Annotated in this window: 20 protein-coding genes; 3 read left to right on the top strand and 17 right to left on the bottom strand. The window is 61.4% G+C overall.

The genetic code is table 11. From position 1 onward, the window contains the following. The 5 genes from E4Z66_RS12835 to E4Z66_RS12815 all read right to left on the bottom strand — a co-directional run bounded on the left by E4Z66_RS12835 (position 1) and on the right by E4Z66_RS12815 (position 5241). Positions 1 to 768, bottom strand: coding sequence for an SDR family NAD(P)-dependent oxidoreductase (locus E4Z66_RS12835; protein WP_136463418.1), 768 nt, complete (start codon positions 766 to 768; stop codon positions 1 to 3). Between the two features lie 39 nt (positions 769 to 807). Then, positions 808 to 2130, bottom strand: coding sequence for an alpha-glucosidase/alpha-galactosidase (melA, locus tag E4Z66_RS12830; RefSeq protein WP_136463417.1), 1323 nt, complete (start codon positions 2128 to 2130; stop codon positions 808 to 810). Further along, complete coding sequence (locus tag E4Z66_RS12825) at positions 2127 to 2975, bottom strand: carbohydrate ABC transporter permease (RefSeq protein WP_136463416.1); 849 nt, start codon at positions 2973 to 2975, stop codon at positions 2127 to 2129. The genes melA and E4Z66_RS12825 overlap by 4 nt, the downstream gene beginning before the upstream one ends. A gap of 1 nt (position 2976) precedes the next feature. Further along, complete coding sequence (locus E4Z66_RS12820; RefSeq protein ID WP_246036016.1) at positions 2977 to 3891, bottom strand: carbohydrate ABC transporter permease; 915 nt, start codon at positions 3889 to 3891, stop codon at positions 2977 to 2979. A 93-nt stretch (positions 3892 to 3984) separates the two neighbouring features. Beyond that, positions 3985 to 5241 carry an ABC transporter substrate-binding protein gene (locus tag E4Z66_RS12815; RefSeq protein WP_136463414.1) on the bottom strand — a complete coding sequence of 419 codons (1257 nt, stop codon included), beginning with the start codon at positions 5239 to 5241 and terminating at the stop codon, positions 3985 to 3987. Positions 5242 to 5388: 147 nt separating this feature from the next. Here E4Z66_RS12815 and E4Z66_RS12810 point away from each other — a divergent pair, with 147 nt between their 5' ends. Together E4Z66_RS12810 and E4Z66_RS12805 are read left to right on the top strand one after the other, a co-directional pair. After that, positions 5389 to 6177 carry an IclR family transcriptional regulator gene (locus tag E4Z66_RS12810; protein WP_136463413.1) on the top strand — a complete coding sequence of 263 codons (789 nt, stop codon included), beginning with the start codon at positions 5389 to 5391 and terminating at the stop codon, positions 6175 to 6177. Then, entirely contained in the window at positions 6174 to 7235 is a 1062-nt protein-coding gene (locus E4Z66_RS12805) for an ABC transporter ATP-binding protein (protein WP_136463412.1), read from the top strand. Before E4Z66_RS12810 ends, E4Z66_RS12805 begins: the two co-directional genes overlap by 4 nt. On the opposite strand, the gene E4Z66_RS12800 is transcribed toward E4Z66_RS12805, so the two are convergent. The 6 genes from E4Z66_RS12800 to E4Z66_RS12775 form a co-directional block, all read right to left on the bottom strand. Further along, positions 7232 to 8086: a DMT family transporter gene (locus E4Z66_RS12800; protein WP_136463411.1), complete on the bottom strand. Its 855-nt coding sequence runs from the start codon at positions 8084 to 8086 to the stop codon at positions 7232 to 7234. The two genes, E4Z66_RS12805 and E4Z66_RS12800, sit on opposite strands and share 4 nt — an antisense overlap. Before the next feature lie 49 nt (positions 8087 to 8135). Next, positions 8136 to 9347 (bottom strand): ABC transporter permease, encoded by a 1212-nt coding sequence (locus tag E4Z66_RS12795; RefSeq protein ID WP_136463410.1) that lies wholly within the window; start codon positions 9345 to 9347, stop codon positions 8136 to 8138. 4 nt (positions 9348 to 9351) lie between these two features. After that, complete coding sequence (locus E4Z66_RS12790) at positions 9352 to 10626, bottom strand: ABC transporter permease (protein ID WP_136463409.1); 1275 nt, start codon at positions 10624 to 10626, stop codon at positions 9352 to 9354. Position 10627: 1 nt separating this feature from the next. Beyond that, on the bottom strand, positions 10628 to 10915 hold the full coding sequence (locus E4Z66_RS12785; protein WP_136463408.1) for a DUF1330 domain-containing protein: 288 nt from the start codon (positions 10913 to 10915) through the stop codon (positions 10628 to 10630). 128 nt (positions 10916 to 11043) lie between these two features. Next, positions 11044 to 12153: an extracellular solute-binding protein gene (locus E4Z66_RS12780; RefSeq protein WP_136463407.1), complete on the bottom strand. Its 1110-nt coding sequence runs from the start codon at positions 12151 to 12153 to the stop codon at positions 11044 to 11046. Between the two features lie 114 nt (positions 12154 to 12267). Next, a complete protein-coding gene (locus E4Z66_RS12775) occupies positions 12268 to 13368 on the bottom strand; it encodes an ABC transporter ATP-binding protein (protein ID WP_136463406.1) in 1101 nt (366 codons plus the stop codon). Positions 13369 to 13635: 267 nt separating this feature from the next. On the opposite strand from E4Z66_RS12775, the gene E4Z66_RS12770 reads away from it, so the two are divergent. Further along, positions 13636 to 15705 (top strand): methyl-accepting chemotaxis protein, encoded by a 2070-nt coding sequence (locus E4Z66_RS12770; protein WP_168797796.1) that lies wholly within the window; start codon positions 13636 to 13638, stop codon positions 15703 to 15705. Between the two features lie 103 nt (positions 15706 to 15808). On the opposite strand, the gene ureG is transcribed toward E4Z66_RS12770, so the two are convergent. From ureG to ureC, 6 genes are all read right to left on the bottom strand, one after another. Then, the gene (gene ureG / locus E4Z66_RS12765) at positions 15809 to 16441 is read right to left on the bottom strand and encodes an urease accessory protein UreG (RefSeq protein ID WP_136463404.1); all 633 of its coding nucleotides are present in this window, start codon (positions 16439 to 16441) and stop codon (positions 15809 to 15811) included. Positions 16442 to 16467: 26 nt separating this feature from the next. Further along, a complete protein-coding gene (locus E4Z66_RS12760) occupies positions 16468 to 17118 on the bottom strand; it encodes an urease accessory protein UreF (RefSeq protein ID WP_136463403.1) in 651 nt (216 codons plus the stop codon). After that, positions 17102 to 17671, bottom strand: a complete 570-nt coding sequence (gene ureE / locus E4Z66_RS12755; RefSeq protein ID WP_136463402.1) for an urease accessory protein UreE — start codon at positions 17669 to 17671, stop codon at positions 17102 to 17104. The genes E4Z66_RS12760 and ureE overlap by 17 nt, the downstream gene beginning before the upstream one ends. Positions 17672 to 17690: 19 nt before the next feature. Then, positions 17691 to 17915, bottom strand: coding sequence for a DUF1127 domain-containing protein (locus E4Z66_RS12750; protein ID WP_136463401.1), 225 nt, complete (start codon positions 17913 to 17915; stop codon positions 17691 to 17693). Positions 17916 to 18167: 252 nt separating this feature from the next. Continuing rightward, the gene (locus E4Z66_RS12745) at positions 18168 to 18398 is read right to left on the bottom strand and encodes a hypothetical protein (protein WP_136463400.1); all 231 of its coding nucleotides are present in this window, start codon (positions 18396 to 18398) and stop codon (positions 18168 to 18170) included. A 153-nt stretch (positions 18399 to 18551) separates the two neighbouring features. Beyond that, the gene (gene ureC / locus E4Z66_RS12740) at positions 18552 to 20312 is read right to left on the bottom strand and encodes an urease subunit alpha (protein ID WP_136463399.1); all 1761 of its coding nucleotides are present in this window, start codon (positions 20310 to 20312) and stop codon (positions 18552 to 18554) included. Positions 20313 to 20361 lie beyond the last annotated feature (49 nt).

Raw genomic sequence — 20361 nt, 5'->3', positions numbered from 1 at the left:
TTACCCCGTATAAGCCACGCCACCATCGACGACGATGCATTGCGCCGTCATCATGGCAGAAGCGTCGGAGGCGAGGAACAGCACAGGGTTGACGATGTCTTCCGGCGTGAGGTGACGGGGCAGGCATTGGCGTTGCAGATGCGCCGACAGATCCTCGGGCGTGGCCCAGAGTTCAAGCTGTTTCTCGGTCAGCACCCAGCCCGGTGCGACGGCGTTCACGCGGATATTGTCGGGGCCAAGTTCGCGTGCATGGGCGCGGGTCATGCCCGTGATCCCTGCATTGGCAGCGACATAGGCGGAATATCCTGCGTTCCCCATCATATAGCTGATCGACGAAAAGTTGATGATCGATCCGCCCCCGGCGGCCCGCATCAGCGGCGCGGCGGCCTGCGTGGCGAAGTAATAGGCCTTGAGGTTGATCGCCTGATTGGCGTCCCAGTCTTCGGGGCTGTAATCCTCGAGCTTTTGGCGTTGGTCATTGGCCGCATTGGAAATCAGCGCCTTCAGCGGGCCATGCGCCTCTGCGGCCTCGGCGATGGTGGCTTGCAACCGGGCGGTGTCGGTCACGTCGCCTTGCAGGAAAAGTGGCCGCCGCCCGTGCTTTTCTTCCATCGCGTCGCAGAAGGCGGTGGCGTCGGAGCGTCCGATGAATGCGACCTTGGCCCCCTGAGTGAGAAAGCCGTCGGTCAGCGCCGCCCCGATCCCGGAGCCGCCGCCGGTGATGTAGATGCTTCGATCTTTGAGGTCGGGAAAGATGGGATGGGTCAAGGGCGCCTCCGGCGGGAGTATTTGGGGAACAATGAAGGGTCAGGCCGCGCGGGCGGGGCGGCACCAGTCGGGCAGCCAGTCCTGATGGGCGGCAAGCAGGTCGTCGACGAGGTTGCGGATTTGGCGCAGGTCCAGTTCGGCGGCTGTGTGCGGATCCATCATCGCGGCGTGGTAGATGTGTTCGGGGGCTTGGTCCACCAGCGCGCGCACGGTCAGTTCCTGCACGTTGATCTGGGTCCGCATCAGGGCAACGAGTTGCGGCGGGATGTCCGGCACGGTGGTGGGTTGAAGGCCATTTGCATCGACGAGGCAGGGGGTTTCCACCGCGGCGCCCAGCGGCAGTTGCGGGATCTGGCCGGTATTGGGCAAGTTGCCATAGACCGTGTAGGGCTGGTTGGTGACCACGGCATTCATCAGGTCGGCAGCGAATTCATGGGAGCGACAGACCTTTGTCGTGGTTTGTTTCTGCGAATCCCATTCGGCGATCTGCTCTTCGCAGCGTTTCGGGTATTCATCGAGCGGGATCGAGAAGTCCCGGATCAGGTCATCGCGCCCGGCCTTGATGAACCAAGGCACGTATTCGGCCAGGTGTTCAGAGCTTTCCGTGCAGAAATAGCCAAGCTGCTCCATCACTTCATAGCGCACCTTGTTGGCGCAGCGCGGCATCAGGAGGGGCGGTTTGGGCAGGCGGCCTGTGCGGTAGCCCTCGCGCAGGGCGGGGTAGAGCGACTGGCCATTATGGTCGAGCCGCAGGAAGAAGGCGACGTGGTTCACGCCGGCGACGCGGTAGCGGATGTCCTCCTTGGGCAGGTCCAGATCATGGGCGATTTCTTCGACCGTGTTCTGCACCGAGTGGCACAGGCCCACATGGCGCAGTTTGGGAAAGGCTTCGGCCAGTGCCCATGTGTTGATCGCCATCGGGTTCACGTATTGCAGCAACAGCGCGTCGGGGCAAAGCTGCATCATGTCGGCGGCCACGTCCCACAGCACCGGCACCGTGCGCAGCCCGCGCATGATGCCGCCTACACCGAGCGTGTCGCCGATGGTCTGGCGCAGGCCGTATTGCTTGGGGATTTCGAAATCGGTCACCGTGCAGGGCTTGTAGCCGCCGACCTGAAAGGCGGTGACGACGAAATCTGCCCCATCCAGCGCCGCGCGCCGATCCTGCGTTGCGGTGACGCGCGCGCCCGCGCCGGTCTGTGCGATCATCGACCGCGCGACCTGTTCCGACTCGCTCAGCCGCTTCGGATCGATATCCATCAGCGCGAACTCTGCTTCGGCCAAGGCCGGTGTCAGCAGGCAATCGCCCACGATGTTGCGCATGAAGATGGTTGAGCCTGCTCCGATAAAGGCGATTTTCATTTGACCGCTCCGAGGGTGAGACCAGCGATGAAGTGTCGCTGCATGAGGAAGAACATCAGGACGGGCGGCAGGGCGGCGACGATGCTGCCTGCGCTCATCAGGTGATAGGCCGCGCGGTATTGCGCATTGAACGAGGTGATGCCCGCGGTCACCGGCTGGCTTTCCGCGCCTTGGGTCAGCACCACGGCCCAGAAATAATCGTTCCAGATGAAGGTGAAGATCAACACCGACAGCGCCGCGATGGCCGGGCGCATCAGCGGCAGGACCACATAGCGGAAGATGCGGATTTCGGACACGCCTTCGACGCGGGCGGCTTCGATCAGTTCAAAGGGCAGGGCGCGGATAAAGTTGCGCATGAACAGCGTGCAGAACCCCGTCTGAAACGCGATGTGAAAGAGAACCAGCCCCGTCTTGGTGTTGTAAAGGCCCATCTCCAGCGTCAGGTCGCGCACCGGCACCATCAGGATCTGGAACGGCACGAAATTGCCCGCGATGAACATGAAGAAGATCAGCAGGTTGCCCCGGAACTTGTAGATGCCAAGCGCGAAGCCGGTCATCGTCGACAGGGCCACTGCGCCGATCACGGTCGGCACTGTGATCAGCACGGAATTGAGCAGATAGCGCGGCATGTCAGAGGCGAAGAACACCTTGCCGTAATTGTTCAGCGCCTCGAAGGAGGAGGGCCAGCCCCAGTAATTGCCCGAGGTGAAATCCGCGTCGGGTTTGACGGAAAACACCGCAACGGCCAGCAGCGGCAGCAGCCAGAACAGCAGCGCGACCGGCAGCAGCGTCTTGTAAGCGACGCGTGCGGCGGGGGTGCTTTTCTCGATAGGGCGTGGGAACATCTTAATGCCCCTTTTCTTCGCGCCACATCGACCACAGGAAATAGGCGATGAAGCACAGCATGATCAGGAACAGCACCACGGCAATCGCCGCGCCATACCCCATGCGGAACCCATATTCCGACAGGGCGACCTCGAACATGTAGAAGGCCAGCACGCGCGACGATCCGAACGGGCCGCCCTGCGTCATGATGGAGATCAGATCGAAAGAGCGCAGCGCGCCGATGATCGTGACCACGAAGGCGATGAAAGTCGCCGGGCGCAGTTGCGGCAGGATAATATGCCAGAGCATCCGCAGCCCCTTGGCCCCGTCAAGACGCCCGGCTTCGATCTGTTCGGGGTCGACGGCATTCAGGCCGGTCAGGTACAGGATCATGCAATAGGCGGTCTGCGGCCAAAGCCCCGCCGCGATGATGCCATAGGTGACAAGGTTCTCATCCCCCAGCACGTTGATCGGACCCAGCCCGATCCATCCCAGCGCCACGTTCAACAGCCCGAAAGCCGGATCGTAGAACCACGCAAAGACAAGGCCGACCACGACCTGACTGATCACGAAGGGGAAGAAGAACAGCGACTTGTAAAGGCGGATGCCCCAGACGTTCTGGTTCAGGAACAGGGCAATGAACAGCCCGCCCGGAATGGCCAGCAGGTACAGGAACAGCCAGATCAGGTTGTTCTTGAGAGAGATGAAGAAAGCGTCACGGTCAACGAATTCCCAGTACAGGTCTTCGTAATTGCGCAGGCCCAAATATTCTTTGGCCCCCAGCCCGTCCCATTCGTAAAGCGACAGGTTGAAGGACTGAAAGACCGGCAGAATGACGTAAACCAGGAAAAACGCGATGCCGGGCGCAAGGAACAGCCACGGCGCAAGCCGCCGCTGATTGCGGGCCCAGAAACCACGTTTTGGAAGTGTTTGCACCTGTACCGGTCCGATCCAAGGGCAGGGCGCACCAAGGCGCACCCCGCGGTGACGATGGTGGGGCGGGGCGCGCCGAAACGCGCCCATCCCGGCTTACTTGTAGATCCGCTGCCGTGCCCGTTCGAGCTTGGCAAGGATCCGGTCCAGATTGTCCGGCTTGACCATGAATTCCTGGAAGCCTTCCATCGACACCTTCGCCATTTCTGCCGGGGCATCGCGGTCCCAGAACTGCGCCACGCCGCCGGGGCTGTTGGACGACAGCATCTTGAAGCCTTCGTTCAGGAATTTGTCGTCATCCACCATGGAGGCCGCGTTGACCGGCAACTGCCCAAGATTCTTGCCGTTGTTGATCTCTGTCTGCACATCGGCAGAGACAACGAAGCGCAGGAATTCGCGCGCCGCTTCCTTGTTGGTCGCATTGGCCGGGATGTGGAACGTGTCGGTCGGCGCGTCCTCGGCCAGTTCCACGTCCGGGTTGATCGCCGGGAACTGGTAGAAGTCCAGCTGATCGTCGGTCAGGCCTGCTTCGCGCAGCGGGGCCACGGCGAAGTTGCCCATCAAATAGCCCGCCGCATCGCCCTGCACCATGAAGGGCAGCGCTTCTTGCCAGCTATAGGTCTGGTGGTTGTCGATGAACGCGCCCATGTCGATCAGCTCGCGCCAATTGGCGAAGGTCTGCTTGACCCGCTCGTCTTCCCAGCTGACCTCACCCGCGGCAAGCGCCATGTGGAAGTCGAAGCCGTTTGTGCGCATGTTGAGATAGTCGAACCAGCCGCCTGCGGTCCAAAGATATTTCGTGCCGATGGTAAAGCACGCCTTGCCGCTATCGACGATGGCCTGACAATTGGCCTTGAAGCTGTCCCAGTCGGTTGGCTCGCTCAACCCCAGATCGTCATAGATGTCTTTGCGGTAATAGACGCCCCACTGGTAATAGGTATAGGGCACGCCCCACTGCTTGCCATCGATGGTCATCGCGCCCTTGGTGGATGCAAGGTTATCGGCGATCTCTGCCTCGGCCCACAGGTCGGACACGTCTTCGAACAGGCCCGCATCGACAAAGGGCTTCATCCGGTTCGCCGCGTACCAGTTTGCGACGTCGGGCGCGTTGGCTGTCAGGAAGTTGCGGATCTGCGTCTTGTACGCCTCGCGGTCGATCACGGTGGTTTCGATGTTGAGATCGGGATGCGCCTCTTGGAAATCGGCGATCATTTTCTCCATCGTCGCGCGCGGCGCCGGATTGGACGTATCAAGGAAAATCTTCAGGTCACCCGTCAACTCCGCCAGCGCGGGGCTGGCGAGCAGAGTCGAGCAGGCAAGCGCGGCGAATGCGCCGCGGAGCGTCTTGGTCATGGTGTCCTCCCTAGGATCGGCTTCGCAGAATTTTAGTTCCACTATGTGAAACCTAGTTTTGCATATTGAAAATTAGAGCCCGACTCACCTATTGTTGTCAACAGGTGGGATGCCCGCGACGTCGCGGCGCCCAAAGGGGAGGAACGCATGTCCGAAGGCGGTACAGTCGGCAAGGCCTTGGCCGTATTGGATCAGGTGGCAGGATTTGGCCGCCCGGTCCGATTTGGCGATTTGCAGGCGCAAAGCGATCTGCCCAAGGCGACGCTGTATCGCTTGGTGCAGACATTGGTGCAGCAGTCCATGCTGGCCTATGACCCGGACAGCCAGACCTACAGCCTTGGGGTGCGACTGGTGCGGCTGGCCCATGCGGCGTGGCAGCAAAGCTCCTTGGCCCCGATCGCGCGTCCGTCGCTGGATGATCTGAGCGCGCGCATCGGCGAAACCGTCCATCTGGCGCAGCTTGATAACGCGCAGGTGCTCTATGTCGACAAACGCAACGCGGCGCAGCCGGTCCAGATGTTTTCCGGCGCCGGCAAGGTCGGACCGGCCTATTGCACCGGCGTCGGCAAGGCGATGCTGGCCTTTCTCGATCCCGTCCAACTGGAAGCGGCACTTGCGCAGCAAAGCTATCACCGTTTCACGGACACGACACTGACCAGCGCGGATGCGCTGCGGGGGGAATTGGCCACCATCCGCGCCGAAGGCCACGCCTTCGACCGCGAGGAACACGAGCCGGGCATCATCTGCATTGCCGTGCCGATACTTGCAGAAAGCGGCCGAATGCTGGGCGCGATGTCGGTCACGGGGCCGACCACGCGCATGACGCTGGACGACCTGACCAAGCTGGCCCCGCAGCTAAAGGACACTGCCGCATTCATCGCCCGCGAGGCACAGACATGGCGTTTCCCCGAAACGCAGAAAAGGACCGGATCATGACAGGGCTCATTCTGAACGGCGCGATCAAGCGTTACGGCGAAGTGCAGGTCATCCATGGGATCGACCTGACCATCGACCATGGCGAATTTTGCGTCTTCGTCGGCCCGTCCGGCTGCGGCAAGTCCACGCTGTTGCGGATGATCGCTGGGCTGGAGGAAACCAGCGATGGCACGATTCATATCGGCGCGCGCGACGTCACGCAGCTTGACCCGGCAGAGCGGGGCGTATCCATGGTGTTCCAGACCTATGCGCTTTATCCGCATATGACCGTGGCCGAAAACATGGGCTTCGGTCTGAAGATGAACGGTGTGCCCCGTGCCGAGATCAAGCAAAAGGTCAGCGAAGCGGCACGCATCCTGAAGCTGGACGAATATCTCAGCCGCAAGCCCAAGGCGCTGTCAGGCGGGCAGCGTCAGCGCGTGGCCATCGGACGGGCAATCGTCCGCGGGCCAGAGGTCTTCCTGTTCGACGAGCCGCTGTCCAATCTCGATGCGGAACTGCGGGTGGAGATGCGCGTCGAAATCGCCCGGCTGCATCAGGAAATTGGCGCGACGATGATCTATGTGACCCACGATCAGGTGGAGGCAATGACCCTCGCCGACAAGATCGTCGTACTGCGGGCCGGGCGGATCGAACAGGTTGGCGCGCCGCTCGATCTTTACCGCGACCCGGACAACAAGTTCGTCGCCGGGTTCATTGGATCGCCTTCCATGAACTTTCTGGACGGCCAGATCGAAGGGGAGGGGAAGGTCGCCGTGCCTGCGCTGTCGCGGTCCATCTCTGTCCCGGCCAGCCTGTGCTCGGGCACCGGTGCGGTGACGGTGGGGCTGCGGCCAGAGCATCTGGAACTGGACCAAAGCGGCAGCGATGCCGTGGTCGAGTTGACCGAAGCGCTTGGCGGGGTGAGCTATGCGCATCTGGTCTGCGCGGGCGGTGAGAAGATGATCGTCGAGGAACGCGGCGATCACCGTACGCGCGTGGGTGACCGGGTCGCTGTCCGTTTCGATCCGGCGCGCGCGATGCTGTTTGACGCCAAGACCGAAGCGCGCCTGCGCTAAACCCGGACGCGGCGCTGGGCAACAAGCGCGCCCAGCCCAGAGGCAAGGATCAGCACCAGACCGCTCAACGCGACAGCGTCCGGCCACTCGCCAAAGACAGCGATCCCCATCAGCGTTGCTGTGATCAGTTGCGTATAGACCAGTGGCGCGATCAGCGTCGCCTCGGCCCGGCGGTTCGCGATGACCAGCAGGTAATTACCCACCGCCGATCCCAATGCGCTGCCCGCCAGCCAGACCCACATGCGCGGTGTCAATTCCGGCAGCCCGGCAGAGGCGGCCAGCGGGGCCAGCAGCACCGTGCCGATCAACAGCTGCGAAATCAGCAGGAACCTTGGCCGATATGCGCCCGCCAGCAGCCGCGTCGTGGCCAGATACCCGCCATAGCAAACGCCCGCACAAAGCGCGAGGATCATCCCCGGCGTGACCCCGAAGCCGGGCTTGACCACCAGAAGCACGCCGACAAAGCCCAGCCCCAGCAGCGCCGCGCGCAGCGGGGTGGGGCGTTCGCCCATCAGGATGCGGGCCAAGAGGAACGACACCAGCGGGCCGATGAAGAACGCGCCAAAGACATTCGCGATGGGTTCGCTGCGCAGGGCTGTCAGAATGCAACAGATCCCGCCTGCGATCAGCGCGCCGCGCAGCAGGACGCGGGGTGCGCGCAGGTGGGTAAGTTCCGCCCGGCGCAGGCCGCTCATCGGCAGCAACACCAGCGCCGCCAGCGCAAACCGGCTCCATGCGACAAAGAACGGGCTGATCCCGGAGGTGGTCAGCAGCTTGCCGAACGTATCCCCGACCACCACCAGCGACACAGCGGTAAAGACAAGCGCCAGCAGCCCGGCATAGCTTTGCAAAGGGGATGTCCTTCTGTCGCGTCGGTCTGTTTCGGTTCCGCGTTCCGCGTCAGCCGGGGCTCATGCCGCGCAGCCGTTCGGACCGGCGCCGCAGCAATTCGACAACCGTCAGCAGCACGATGGAGATCGCCACAAGGATCGTCGCCACCGCAAGGATCGTGGGGGAAATCTGCTCGCGCAGGCCGGTGAACATCTGCCATGGCAGGGTCTTTTGCTGCGCAGAGCCGACGAACAGCACCACCACGACCTCGTCAAAGGAGGTGATAAAGGCGAAAAGCCCGCCCGAAATTACCCCGGGCAAGATCAGCGGCATCTGCACCCGGAAGAAGGTCGTGACTGGCCCCGCGCCCATATTCGCCGCCGCGCGGGTCAGCGAATGGTCAAAGCCCACCAGCGTCGCGGTGACGGTGATGATGACAAAGGGAATGCCCAGCACCGCATGGGCAAGGATCACTTTGACATAGCCCACGAAGGACTTGTCGAGCCCAAGCTGGTTCTCGAGGAAATTGCCGATATCGCTATAGAAGAAGAACATGCCCGTGGCCGAGATGATCAGCGGCACGATCATCGGCGAGATCAGGATCGCCATGATCGCCCGGCGGCCGGGCACATGGCTTTGCGACAGGCCAATGGCGGCCAGCGTGCCCAGCGTGACCGAGATCACCGTGGCGATGGGCGCGATGATCAGCGAGTTCTTGAAGCTGCGCTGCCATGCATCATTGGTGAAGAAGTCGCGGTAATGCTTGAGCGAATAGCCCTCCGGGTCGAACCGCAGCATCTCCGGCGTGAAGGTGAAGAAGTCCTGCGCGTTGAAGGACAGCCAGACCACCGGCACCAGCGGGGCAACGAGGAAGAAGAAGATCAGCCCGCAGATGATGCGGAACGTATAGTGCCAGAGCACCTGCATCGGCGTCAGATAAGGCAACAGCCGCGCGCGGTAGCGCCCTTCGTACAGCCAATAGGTCAGCCACCAGAAGAACAGCCCGAAAACGGCCCCCAGCACCAGCCCCGGCACACCCGCAAAGAGCAGTCCCAGAAGGGCGATGCCGCCAATGGCGATCCAGCGGGCCAGCCCTTCGTTCTTGAGCACGAGGATGAAGAACGCGGCCATCGCCGCGACCAGCGCCGCGCCGATCAAGATGCCAGCCAAGCCGGACCCGTTCGCCGTGCCGACGAACAGCCCCAGAAGGCCACCCGCCGCCGCCACGACCGGAAGGACGAAGCCAAGGGGTTTGCGGGAAATCGGTGTCAAAGCAGCCATTGCGTCACCCCAGCTTCACGTTGTCGATGCCCACGATCTTGTCATAGGCCCAGTAGAGGATCAGCACGACTGCCAGCAGGATTGCGCCAAGCGCCGCCGCCAGCCCCCAGTTCAGCGAGGACGAGATGTGATAGGCGATCCGGTTGGAGATAAAGACCCCCTTGGTGCCGCCGACGATTTCGGGCGTGATGTAATAGCCGATCGCAAGGATGAAGACGAGGATGCTACCCGCACCGATCCCCGGCACCGATTGCGGGAAATAGACGCGCCAGAATGCGGTCCAGTTCGTCGCCCCCATGGATTTCGCCGCGCGCAGATAGCTGGGCGCGATGGTCTGCATCACGGAATACATCGGCAGGATCATGAATGGCAGCAGGATATGGGTCATCGCAATGATCGTGCCGGTCTGGTTGTTGATCATGATCAGGCGGCCATCATCGGACAACATGCCCAGCCAGACGAGGATGTCGTTGATCACCCCCTGTTGTTGCAGCAACACTTTCCATGCCGAGGTCCGCACCAGAAGCGAGGTCCAGAAGGGCAGCAGCACGAGGATCAGCAGCAGGTTCGCCTTGCGCGCGGGCAGGTTCGCCAGCAGCCACGCAATCGGGTAGCCCAGCAGGATGCAAGAGCAGGTGATCGCCAGCGACATCCACAGCGTCCGGCCAAAGAGTTTGAGCAGGATGCGCTTGTCCTCCGGCTGCACGGCGGCCCCTTCGGGCGTGCGCTGCATATCGATGGCGTTGAGGAAATAGCCGTTGGTGTATCGGACCGAATGGGTCTTGATCGTGGCCCAGGTTTCGACATCGCCCCATTTCTTGTCGACGGCGATCAGCTGGTCCTTGAGCGGGGCACCGCTTTCGGTGTCCAGCCGCTTGATCCGGCGACCGGATTTCCGAAAGAGCGAGGACATGCCGGTTTGTTCATAGTTCAGCCGGGTGCCAAGCTTGGTATGTTCCTTCGCCTCCACCGCAGCGATCATATCGGTCACGAAGGCGGCATAGACCGGTTCTTCGGGCAGGGTGCCTGCCTCGGGCGACCAGTCCTGAAGGGCCGCGACCGTCAGGGGCAGCGTATCGGCGACTTGCGAGTTCTCGACAGAGCGGAACAGCATCGCGCCAATGGGAATGATGAAAGAGACAAGGACGAAGATCAGCAGCGGCGCGACGAGAAGCAGTGCGCGGGTCTTCTGAAGGCGAAGCGACCGGGCCAAGCTACGCTTGAGCGGTGTGCCATCCGCGGCAAGCACGGATCCATCAGGGGCGGTCGCATCGCTCATGTCAGACGCCTTCTGCCACGACGATCATGGAGGTCGCGGAACGGTGGCGGATCTTCATCACCTCTTGGTATTCGGGGTTGTTATACGCGGCCTGCGCAGCCTCGTAGCTGTCGAATTCAAAGATGACATGGCGCGAGAAGTCCTCGCCCTCCATCGTCTGGCCGGCGCCGCCGCGGACAATCGGGCGGGCACCAAGGCCAAGTAGGATCGGCGTGTCCTTCTCAACGTATTCTTTGTACGCTTCGGGGTCATTCACGGTGATATGGCCGATGATGTAACCTTTGGGCATCGCGTGTTCTCCTGGTCTTCGATGGTGCGCTGAAGCGCACCCTACATGTGGTTGATACCGCCGGACTGAACATGGCAGCCCGGCGGCCAGATCTCGTAGGTAGGCTTCAGCCTACCCCCGTGGGCGCATTACTGCGCGAGCCACGCCTGAAACTTCGCGTCGATATCGTCGCGGTAGTCAGCCCAGAACTCATAGTTGAACAGGAAGGTGTTCTTGGAGTTCTCGGGATCGGTCGGCATATGCGGCGCCATCTCGATGCCCAGATCGGCATGTTGGCCAACCAGCGGCGCGGAAGATGCACGTGCCGGGCCGTAGGAGATGTATTTCGCCTGATCGGCCAGACGCTGCGTGTCCGTCGCGAACTTTACGAAGTCCATCACACGCGCCAGACGATCTTCGGGCAGGTTTGCCGGGATGATCCAGCCATCAAGGTCGAACATCTGCCAGTCCCACAGCATCGCGACCGGTTGCTTCTGCTCTTCGATGACCGAGAACAGACGACCGTTATACGTGGACCCCATGATGACTTCGCCATCGGCCAGATATTGCGGCGTGTCAGCACCGGCGGACCACCAGATCACGTCGTCCTTGATGGTGTCGAGCTTTGCCAGCGCGCGGTCCTGACCTTCTGTGGTTGCCAGCAGGTCATAGACTTCGTCGATGCCGACGCCGTCACAGATCAGCGCCCATTCCATGTTCGCGATCGGACGCTTTTCCAGCGACCGTTTGCCCGGATAGGCTTCGGTGTCGAACACGGCGCAAACCGATGTCGGCGGCGTGTCACCGACCAGATCGGTGCGATAGCCGAACGTCGTCGAGTATACGATCTGCGGGATAAAGCAGTCGGACACGATCAGCTCGCCGAAATCTTCGGTTGCCGACGTGCCATCGGGGGCTGCCGCCAGCACGGTGTCGAAATCGATCTCCATCGCCAGACCTTCGTCGCACAGACGCATCGCGTCCGCCGCCACGACATCGACGATGTCCCAGGTCACATTGCCCGCTTCGTCCATTGCGCGCAGCTTGGCCACGGCTTCGGCAGAGCTTTCGTCCCAGACGACATCCAGCCCTTCGTTCATTTCCATATAGGGCTCGGTATAAGCCCGCTGCTGCGATGTCTGATACGCGCCACCCCAGGACACGGCGGTCATGGTGTCGGCCATGTGACCGTCGGCAAAGGCATTGGCGGCCGCAACCGTCAGCGCCGTCGTCGTCAGCATCATTTTCGTGAGATTCATGTTATTCTCCCGTTGCGCCCGTCTAAACGAAAGGGACCGAAGCGACGGGCTTATTCTCGCCGGTCCCATGTTCATCGTGCCCGTATGGGCAACCGATGTCCCGTGCACCGCGCCTCAGGCGTCAAGAGCACGGCAATCCTCCGCCAGCCACCCGATCTCGATCTCCTGGCCGGGTTTCAGCCGGACCTGGTCTGGGGCGTTGCGCGTCTTGATAATGAAATCGTCATTGCCCGCGACCGACAGGCGCGTGCGGAAAATGTCACCCATATAGATGAATTCCTTGACCGTCGCCTTCAGCAGATGCGCATCGGGGCTCAGCCGGTCCTTGTTGAATTCCACCCGTTCGGGCCGGATCGAAACCCGCGTCCGCTCGCCCACGGCAGTGACATTGACCGGCTTGGCGTCGATCAGGTCACCATCGTCAAGCTGCACCAGACAGGTGCCGCCGCGGATTTCCTTGATGACGCCTTCCAGCGTGTTGTTCTCGCCGATGAACTGAGCGACGAAGCTGTTCTCTGGCTCTTCATACAGCGTATCGGGCGGCGCAAGCTGCTGAATGCGGCCATCGTCAAAGACCGCGACGCGGTCCGACATGGTCAGCGCCTCGGTCTGGTCATGGGTCACATACACCACGGTGATACCAAGGCGGTGCGCCAGATCGGTGATCTCGAACTGCATCTTCTCGCGCAGCTGCTTGTCGAGCGCGCCAAGCGGCTCGTCCATCAGCACCAGTTCAGGTTCGAAGACCAGCGCGCGGGCCAATGCCACACGTTGCTGCTGTCCGCCCGAAAGCTGGCTGGGTCGCCGGCCGCCGAACGCCCCCATCTCCACCATATCCAGCGCGTGCTTGACCTTGTCCTCTCGCTCGGACTTGCCCATTTTGCGCACTTCCAGCGGGAAGGAGAGGTTTTCCGCGATCGTCATATGCGGGAACAGGGCGTAATTCTGGAACACCATCCCGATACCGCGCTTATGCGGTGGGATATTGTTGATCGACACCCCGCCCAGCCGGATGTCGCCATGGGTCGCGGTTTCAAACCCGGCCAGCATCATCAGGCAGGTGGTTTTCCCGGACCCCGACGGGCCGAGCATGGTCAGAAATTCGCCTTTCGGCATCGCAAGGTTGAGATCTTTGACGACGAGCGTTTCCCCGTCATAGCTCTTTTGCACGCGTTCAAACTCGACAAATGCGTCGCTGAGTGATCCGTCTGCCAAATCTGGCTCCCCGTGTGTGATCTTCGCTATGGCTGCGAATTTGTGCCGACTAAACAGGTGAATCAGCCGTTGTGCAAGGGGACCACCGGGACAGGCCGGCGATTGCCCGAAAAAATGCAGGTTATTCGCTGCGATTGCCCGCAAACCGTTCGACGGCGCGCCGCGGCAGGATGCGGGGTGATTTTCGTGGAACCTATAACGCTACTTTAACTCCATCGGCCTAATTTCGCCGCGAAACCTGACGCTCGCCGTTCCGGAGGAATTATAGTGTTTTTCAAACGTCCGCGTCGGGATGACGCCCCAAGCAACGAGGCCGAAACTCTTGCAAACGTTATCAGTCGCACCCGCGCCGTGATCTGGTTCGACTTGGATGGCACGATCCTTGATGCAAATGCCGTTTTCTTAGCGGCTGTGGGATACCGACTTGAGGAGGTTGTTGGTCAACACCACAGCATATTCCTGCCCAAGGCCGATGCCGAAACATCTGAATACAAAGCGTTTTGGCAAGGTCTGGCGGCAGGGGAAACATATTCCGACCAATACCGCCGTATTGCCAAGACCGGCGAGGATGTGTGGTTGCAGGCAATCTATGCGCCGGTTCTGGACGAGGATGGGAAACCGGTAAAGATTGTGAAGGTCGCTGCGGATATCACGGCGCGCAAGGCACATGACGTTGAGACGCAGGCGAGAATCGATGCCATCGACCAGTCGCAGGCCGTGATCGAATTCGAACCGGATGGAACAATCATCACCGCGAACAAAAACTTCCTCGATACAGTGCATTACACACTTGAAGAAATCGTGGGGCAAAAGCACCGGATGTTTCTGGTACCCGGCGACCCGGCGCATGACGAGTATCAGGAGTTCTGGAAAACGTTGGCGTCTGGCCAGGCAATCCAGGGGGAGTTCCGCCGCTTTTCGAAACTGCAACGTGAAGTCTGGCTGCAAGCCAACTACACGCCCATCCGCAACACATCCGGTGAAGTCTACAAGATCGTAAAATTTGCCAATGATATTACGTCAACAAAGCGCGAATCCATGGACAAGTCGTCTCAGATCACCGCTCTGAACCGCTCACTCGGCGTGATCGAGTTCAACATGGATGGAACCATTCGAACGGCAAATAACGCGTTCCTGGAAGCGATGGGGTACAGCCTGGACGAGGTGAAAGGCGCCCATCACCGCATCTTCATGCACCCGGATGAGGCGAAGTCGCCCGAATACAATGCGTTTTGGGAAGACTTGCGAAATGGGGAGTTTCAATCGGGCGAATATCGGCGCTTTGCCAAGGGCAGTCGAGAAGTCTGGATTCAAGCGTCCTACAACCCGATTTTCTCATCCTACGGGAAGCCCTACAAGGTTGTGAAATTTGCATCCGATGTGACCGGTCGGATCAAAGCGACGCATGCAATCGCCGCCGGGCTTGATGCGTTGGAAGCGGGGGATCTCAATTACCGTATCACGCAAGAGATGACAGAGGATTTCCAGGCGCTGAAGACCAAGTTCAACACCACCGTCGAGACGCTCGACAACATGGTGCATGAAATTCTGTCCTTGTCGGCCACGATCGCTGAGGAAAGCGCCTCCATCGATTCCAACGTGGCCAGCCAATCCCGCCAATGGGAACGCCAAGCGGCGACGATCGAAGAAACCTCTGCCGCGATGGAACAGATGTCAGCGACGGTCATTCGCACCGCGGAAAACTCGAAGGAAGCCTCCAGCGCCGCGAATAGCGCGCAGATCGTGGCCGAGGAAGGCAAGACCGACATTTCTCACGCGATTGCGGCGATGGATGAGATCAAGGCCAGCTCTGACGCGATCAGCAAGATCGTCGAACTGATCGATGCGATTTCGTTCCAGACCAATCTGCTTGCGCTGAACGCCGGTGTCGAAGCCGCGCGGGCAGGGGAGGCGGGCCGGGGCTTTGCGGTGGTCGCTTCCGAAGTGCGGGCGCTGGCGCAACGATCCGCCGATGCCGCGACAGAGATCAAGGGCCTCATTGAAACCAGCCACCAACAGGTCATGCGCGGCGCCCAGATCGTCGAGAAAAGCGGCGGCTCCCTTGACAGTATTCTGAACGCGGTGGCCGAAGTCGTGAACGGCATCAGCGACATTTCCATCGCGGGGAATGAGCAGGCGACCGGGGTGAAAGAGATTACGAAATCCGTCAACGATTTCGCCAGCGTGCTGCAAACGGCCGCCGCTACGTCCGAAGAAAACTCGGCCGCGGCGACCAACCTTGCCAATCAGGCGCGCGAGCTGCGTCGCCTCGTCGATCACTTCAACCATGGGGACAAAGCCGACATGCCTGCCCAGGATTCACGCCGCGTCGCCTGACCGGCCGCGACGGCTTCTGCGCGGGCTTGTGCCGCGCGGCGGGGCAGCGCGCCCCGATCGTCCCGCGCACAACCAGTCGCGCACGCAAGGCTGGGTCAAGGGGTTAGCTCAGCGCCGCTTCGATCCCCAGCCCGGACACATCGCGGATCGCTGATACGATTTCCTCGACCCCGGTTCCGTGTTTCAGCTGGGCAAAGAAGAACGGACGCCCTTGCCGCATCCGCGCCGCGTCGCGATCCATCACTTCAAGCGATGCACCCACATGCGGGGCCAAATCCGTCTTGTTGATGATCAGGATGTCAGAGCGGGTAATCGCCGGGCCACCCTTGCGCGGGATTTCTTCGCCCGCCGCGACATCGATCACATAAAGCGTAACATCCGCCAGTTCCGGCGAAAACGTCGCCGACAGGTTGTCTCCTCCGCTTTCGATCAGAACGACCTCCAGATCGGGATGCCGTTCGGACAGGCGGGCCACGGCGGCAAGGTTGATCGACGCGTCCTCGCGGATCGCGGTATGCGGGCAGCCGCCGGTTTCCACCCCGATCACCCGGTCATCGGGCAGGACCTGCATACGCATCAGCGCCTCGGCGTCTTCCTGCGTGTAAATATCGTTGGTGATCACACCGACGGAGTGGCGCGCCTTCAATGCTTCGGCAAGGCGTGCGGTCAGCGTTGTCTTGCCAGCGCCAACCGGGCCGCCGATACCGATGCGCAAGGGACCGTTGGGGGAGTGCATGGATGTACCTTCCTCGTTTCCCGCTCTTACGTGCGGAATGTTTTCGAATAGAGCGTCTCATGGGCCATGCCCGCGATTTCCGCTGCAAAACTTGTGGTGCCAAGGTCGGGCAGGTCAAGGTCCGGCACCGCGCGGGACAGCCCTTCGATCACCGGGGCCAAAGCGGCCAAAACGCGCTGGCCTTCCACCTGCCCCAGCGGCACCCGTCGCACCGCGGCGGAGATCAGGTTCGCCGCGAAGGCGTGCAGATAGAACCGGATCGTCAGCCCCAGCGGCAAACCCGCCAAGCGCGCCGCCCGGCCCACAGCCACCGGATAGCACATATCCGGCACCTCCGCCGCGCCCATATCCCGCAGGGTCCGCGCAAATGCGCCGCCCTGTTCCACCGTTTCGACCCGCCGCCCAAGGCCGGAGCAATACGCGCGGCACAGATCGTCAAGCATCTGCATCTGGTCTTCCGTCTCGGCGTCATAGGCCGAAGCCACGAAAATCGCGTCATTCTTCCCGGTTCCGTCGCGCAACAGCACCTCGATCCAGTCTTGCAGGTCTTGCGCCGTCGCAAGATCACCGCTTTCGATCAGCCATTCCAGCCCGTGGGAATAGGCGAAAGCGCCGATGGGAAAACCGGGAGAGAACCATTGCGCCAGGACAAGGGCAGGGTCAGTTCCCGGAGTCATGGCCGGTTCCTGCCTGTTCGTGATCATGGGAATGCCCGTGCCCGTGATTTTGCGCGTGGTCATGCCCATGTTCATGCGTGTGGGAATGGCCGTGCGCGTGGCTGTGCGTCCGCCCCATGCCATAAGCGCCACCTTCGGGCACGAAGGGCTCCGTCACTTCGCGCAGTTCCGCGCCCAGCAAGGTCAGCATGTCGCGGATTACGTGATCGCGCTGGATCAGCAGGCGGTCGTCTTCGATTTGGCAGGGGGTGTGGCGGTTGCCGATATGCCATGCCAGCCGGTGAAGGGCGGGCCCCCGCACGTCCAGCAAGGCTTCGGGCGCGGCGGTCACAAGGATTTCTCCGCCGCCTTCAAGGATCAGCACGCCGTTATGGTCAAGAGAGGTGGTTTGCGGAAGATCGACGAGAACCTGTGCGCCGGACACCGTTATCAGCATCTTGCGGCGCAGGAAACGCGCGTCGTAGTCAAGACGTAGCTCGTCGATCGGCGCGTCATGTGCGTGGCCGTGGTAAGACCGGGCCACCCGCGGTTGTGCAAGAGGGGCGGTGCTCATGCCCGCCCCCATGGGTGCATTAGATGTAAAGCATGTCCGACGTGATGCGGCGCGCGGCTTGTTCGCGTGTCAGGCCCTTGGACGCCAGTTCTGCGTCGGTTGTTTCTGCCAGTTCGTTCAGCGCTTTGACGCGGCTGTTTTGCTCTGCCAGAAAGATCAGGCCGTGCCAGATGCTGCTGAAAAAGCGGCTGATCGGATTGCCGAATGTGGTTGCTGGTGCGTGGTTTGCTGTAAAGTCTGCCATTGGAAACCTCTATGCGATTGCTTTGGTTCCCTCCCTTGCATCCAAAATAGGTCAGTGATGCTGACAAAAGAAGTGCCAATGTGGAATAGCCGCCTTGCATGAGGCGCAACCCTTTCGATTTTAATGAGTTTTCAAACGGGCAGGGGGCCGCACATGGCAAAACGGCCGTGCTGGGCCCATCAGCACGGCGCGGCGCAGGCAAATTGCGCGTAAGAGATGCGGCCCCTTCCGGGCCGCGCGTGCGGCGTTCGGTCAGGCGCCGAACAGGTCGCCGAACACATGCGGCACGATATTTTCGCGCGTCAGGTTCAGTGCAGCCAGTTCCGTATCGGACTTGGCGTTCAGCCGGGCAATCTGGTTGTAGCGCGACCGGGTCAGAAGATAGGCGTTCACGCCCTGACCCATTCCGGCAAAATACTGATCGACCATCGCCGTGACGGCGTTGGTTGGCCTGATCCCCTTGTGGATGATTATCTGAGACATTGGAAACCCTTGCAAACTGCGTACGAGGCTTCCTCCCTTGCGGACAAGTATCTCTCAAATGACCGTTAGAATCCAGTAAACACGGCAACAGGTCCGGTAAACTAGGTGTTAAGCGTTGCGTTTTGGCGGCGGTCAGGGACATGGCGTGCGCGCTTAGAACAGGAAATAGCGCTGCGCCATGGGCAGCTCGCTTGCAGGTTGGCAGGTCAGCAATTCACCATCCGCGCGCACTTCGTAGGTTTCCGGGTTGACCTCGACCTCGGGCGTTGCGGTGTTCAGCTTCAGGTCTTTCTTGCCGATCCCGCGCGTGTTGCGCACCGCCAGCGTATCCTTGGCCAGCCCCAGCGTGTTCCCGATCCCCTCCGCCTGCGCGGCTTCGGACACGAATGTCACGGCAGAGCGTTCGACCGACCGCCCATAGGCCCCGAACATTGGCCGTGTATAGACCGGCTGCGGCGTCGGGATGGAGGCATTGGGATCGCCCATCTGCGCACAAGCGATCGTGCCGCCCAGCAGCACCATTTCGGGCTTCACGCCAAAGAAGGCAGGGGACCAGATCACGATATCCGCCCGCTTGCCCAGTTCGATGGACCCGATCTCGTGGGACAGCCCATGCGCAATCGCCGGGTTGATCGTGTATTTGGCCACATAGCGGCGCGCGCGCATGTTGTCGTTCTCGCCGGTTTCATCCGCCAGCCGTCCGCGCTGCTTCTTCATCTTGTCGGCGGTCTGCCAGGTGCGGATGATCACCTCGCCCACGCGGCCCATGGCCTGACTGTCCGAAGCGATGATCGAAAACGCGCCCATGTCGTGCAGGATATCCTCGGCTGCGATAGTCTCGCGCCGGATACGGCTTTCGGCAAAGGCGACGTCCTCGGGGATGGATTTATCAAGGTGGTGACAGACCATCAGCATGTCGAGATGCTCTTCCAGCGTGTTCACGGTGAAGGGCCGGGTCGGATTGGTCGATGACGGCAGCACATGCTCTTCGCCGCAGATCTTGATGATGTCCGGGGCGTGCCCGCCGCCCGCGCCTTCGGTGTGGAAGGCATGGATGGTGCGGCCCTTCATCGCCTTCACTGTATTCTCGACAAAGCCGGATTCGTTCAGCGTATCGGTGTGGATCATCACCTGAACATCCATCGCGTCCGCGACCGAGAGGCAGCAATCAATCGCGCCGGGCGTGGTGCCCCAGTCCTCGTGCAGTTTCAGCGCGCAGGCCCCGGCCTTGATCTGCTCTTCCAGCGCGGCAGGGAGCGAGGCATTGCCCTTGCCCGCAAAGGCCAGGTTCATCGGAAAGGCGTCAGCCGCCTGCATCATCCGCCCGATATGCCAGGGGCCGGGGGTGCAGGTGGTGGCCAGCGTTCCATGCGCCGGGCCGGTGCCGCCGCCCAGCATTGTCGTCAGGCCAGAATGCAGCGCGTCTTCGATCTGTTGTGGGCAAATGAAGTGGATATGGCTGTCAAAACCGCCAGCCGTGATGATCCGGCCTTCGCCCGCGATGGCCTCGGTGCCGGGACCGACGATGATATCGACGCCGGGCTGCGTGTCCGGGTTGCCCGCCTTGCCGATGCCCGCGATACGCCCGTCCTTCAGCCCGATATCCGCCTTGTAGATCCCCGTGTGATCGAGGATCAGCGCGTTGGTAATGACCGTATCGACCGCACCGCCCGCGCGTGTGACCTGGCTTTGGCCCATCCCGTCGCGGATCACCTTGCCGCCACCGAACTTGACCTCTTCGCCATAAATCGCCGCATTCCCGCCAGAGCCGCCGGACATGGCCGCGCCCACGGCTTCAGCGGTCAGATCCCGCTCCACTTCGATGAACAGCTCCGTATCGGCCAGCCGCACCTTGTCGCCGGTGGTGGGGCCGAACATGGCGGCGTAATCAGCACGAGAGATTGTCGTGGGCATGGTCCTGTCCTTCTAGCGGGTCGTTCTAGCGGGTCTTGTCGGCGCGCGC

Origin of the sequence: Aliishimia ponticola, assembly GCF_004803475.1 — a bacterium.
GTDB classification, from domain to species: Bacteria; Pseudomonadota; Alphaproteobacteria; order Rhodobacterales; family Rhodobacteraceae; genus Aliishimia; species Aliishimia ponticola.
Note: the sequence above shows the minus strand (reverse complement) of the source record. Positions and strands in the feature narration are given on the sequence as shown.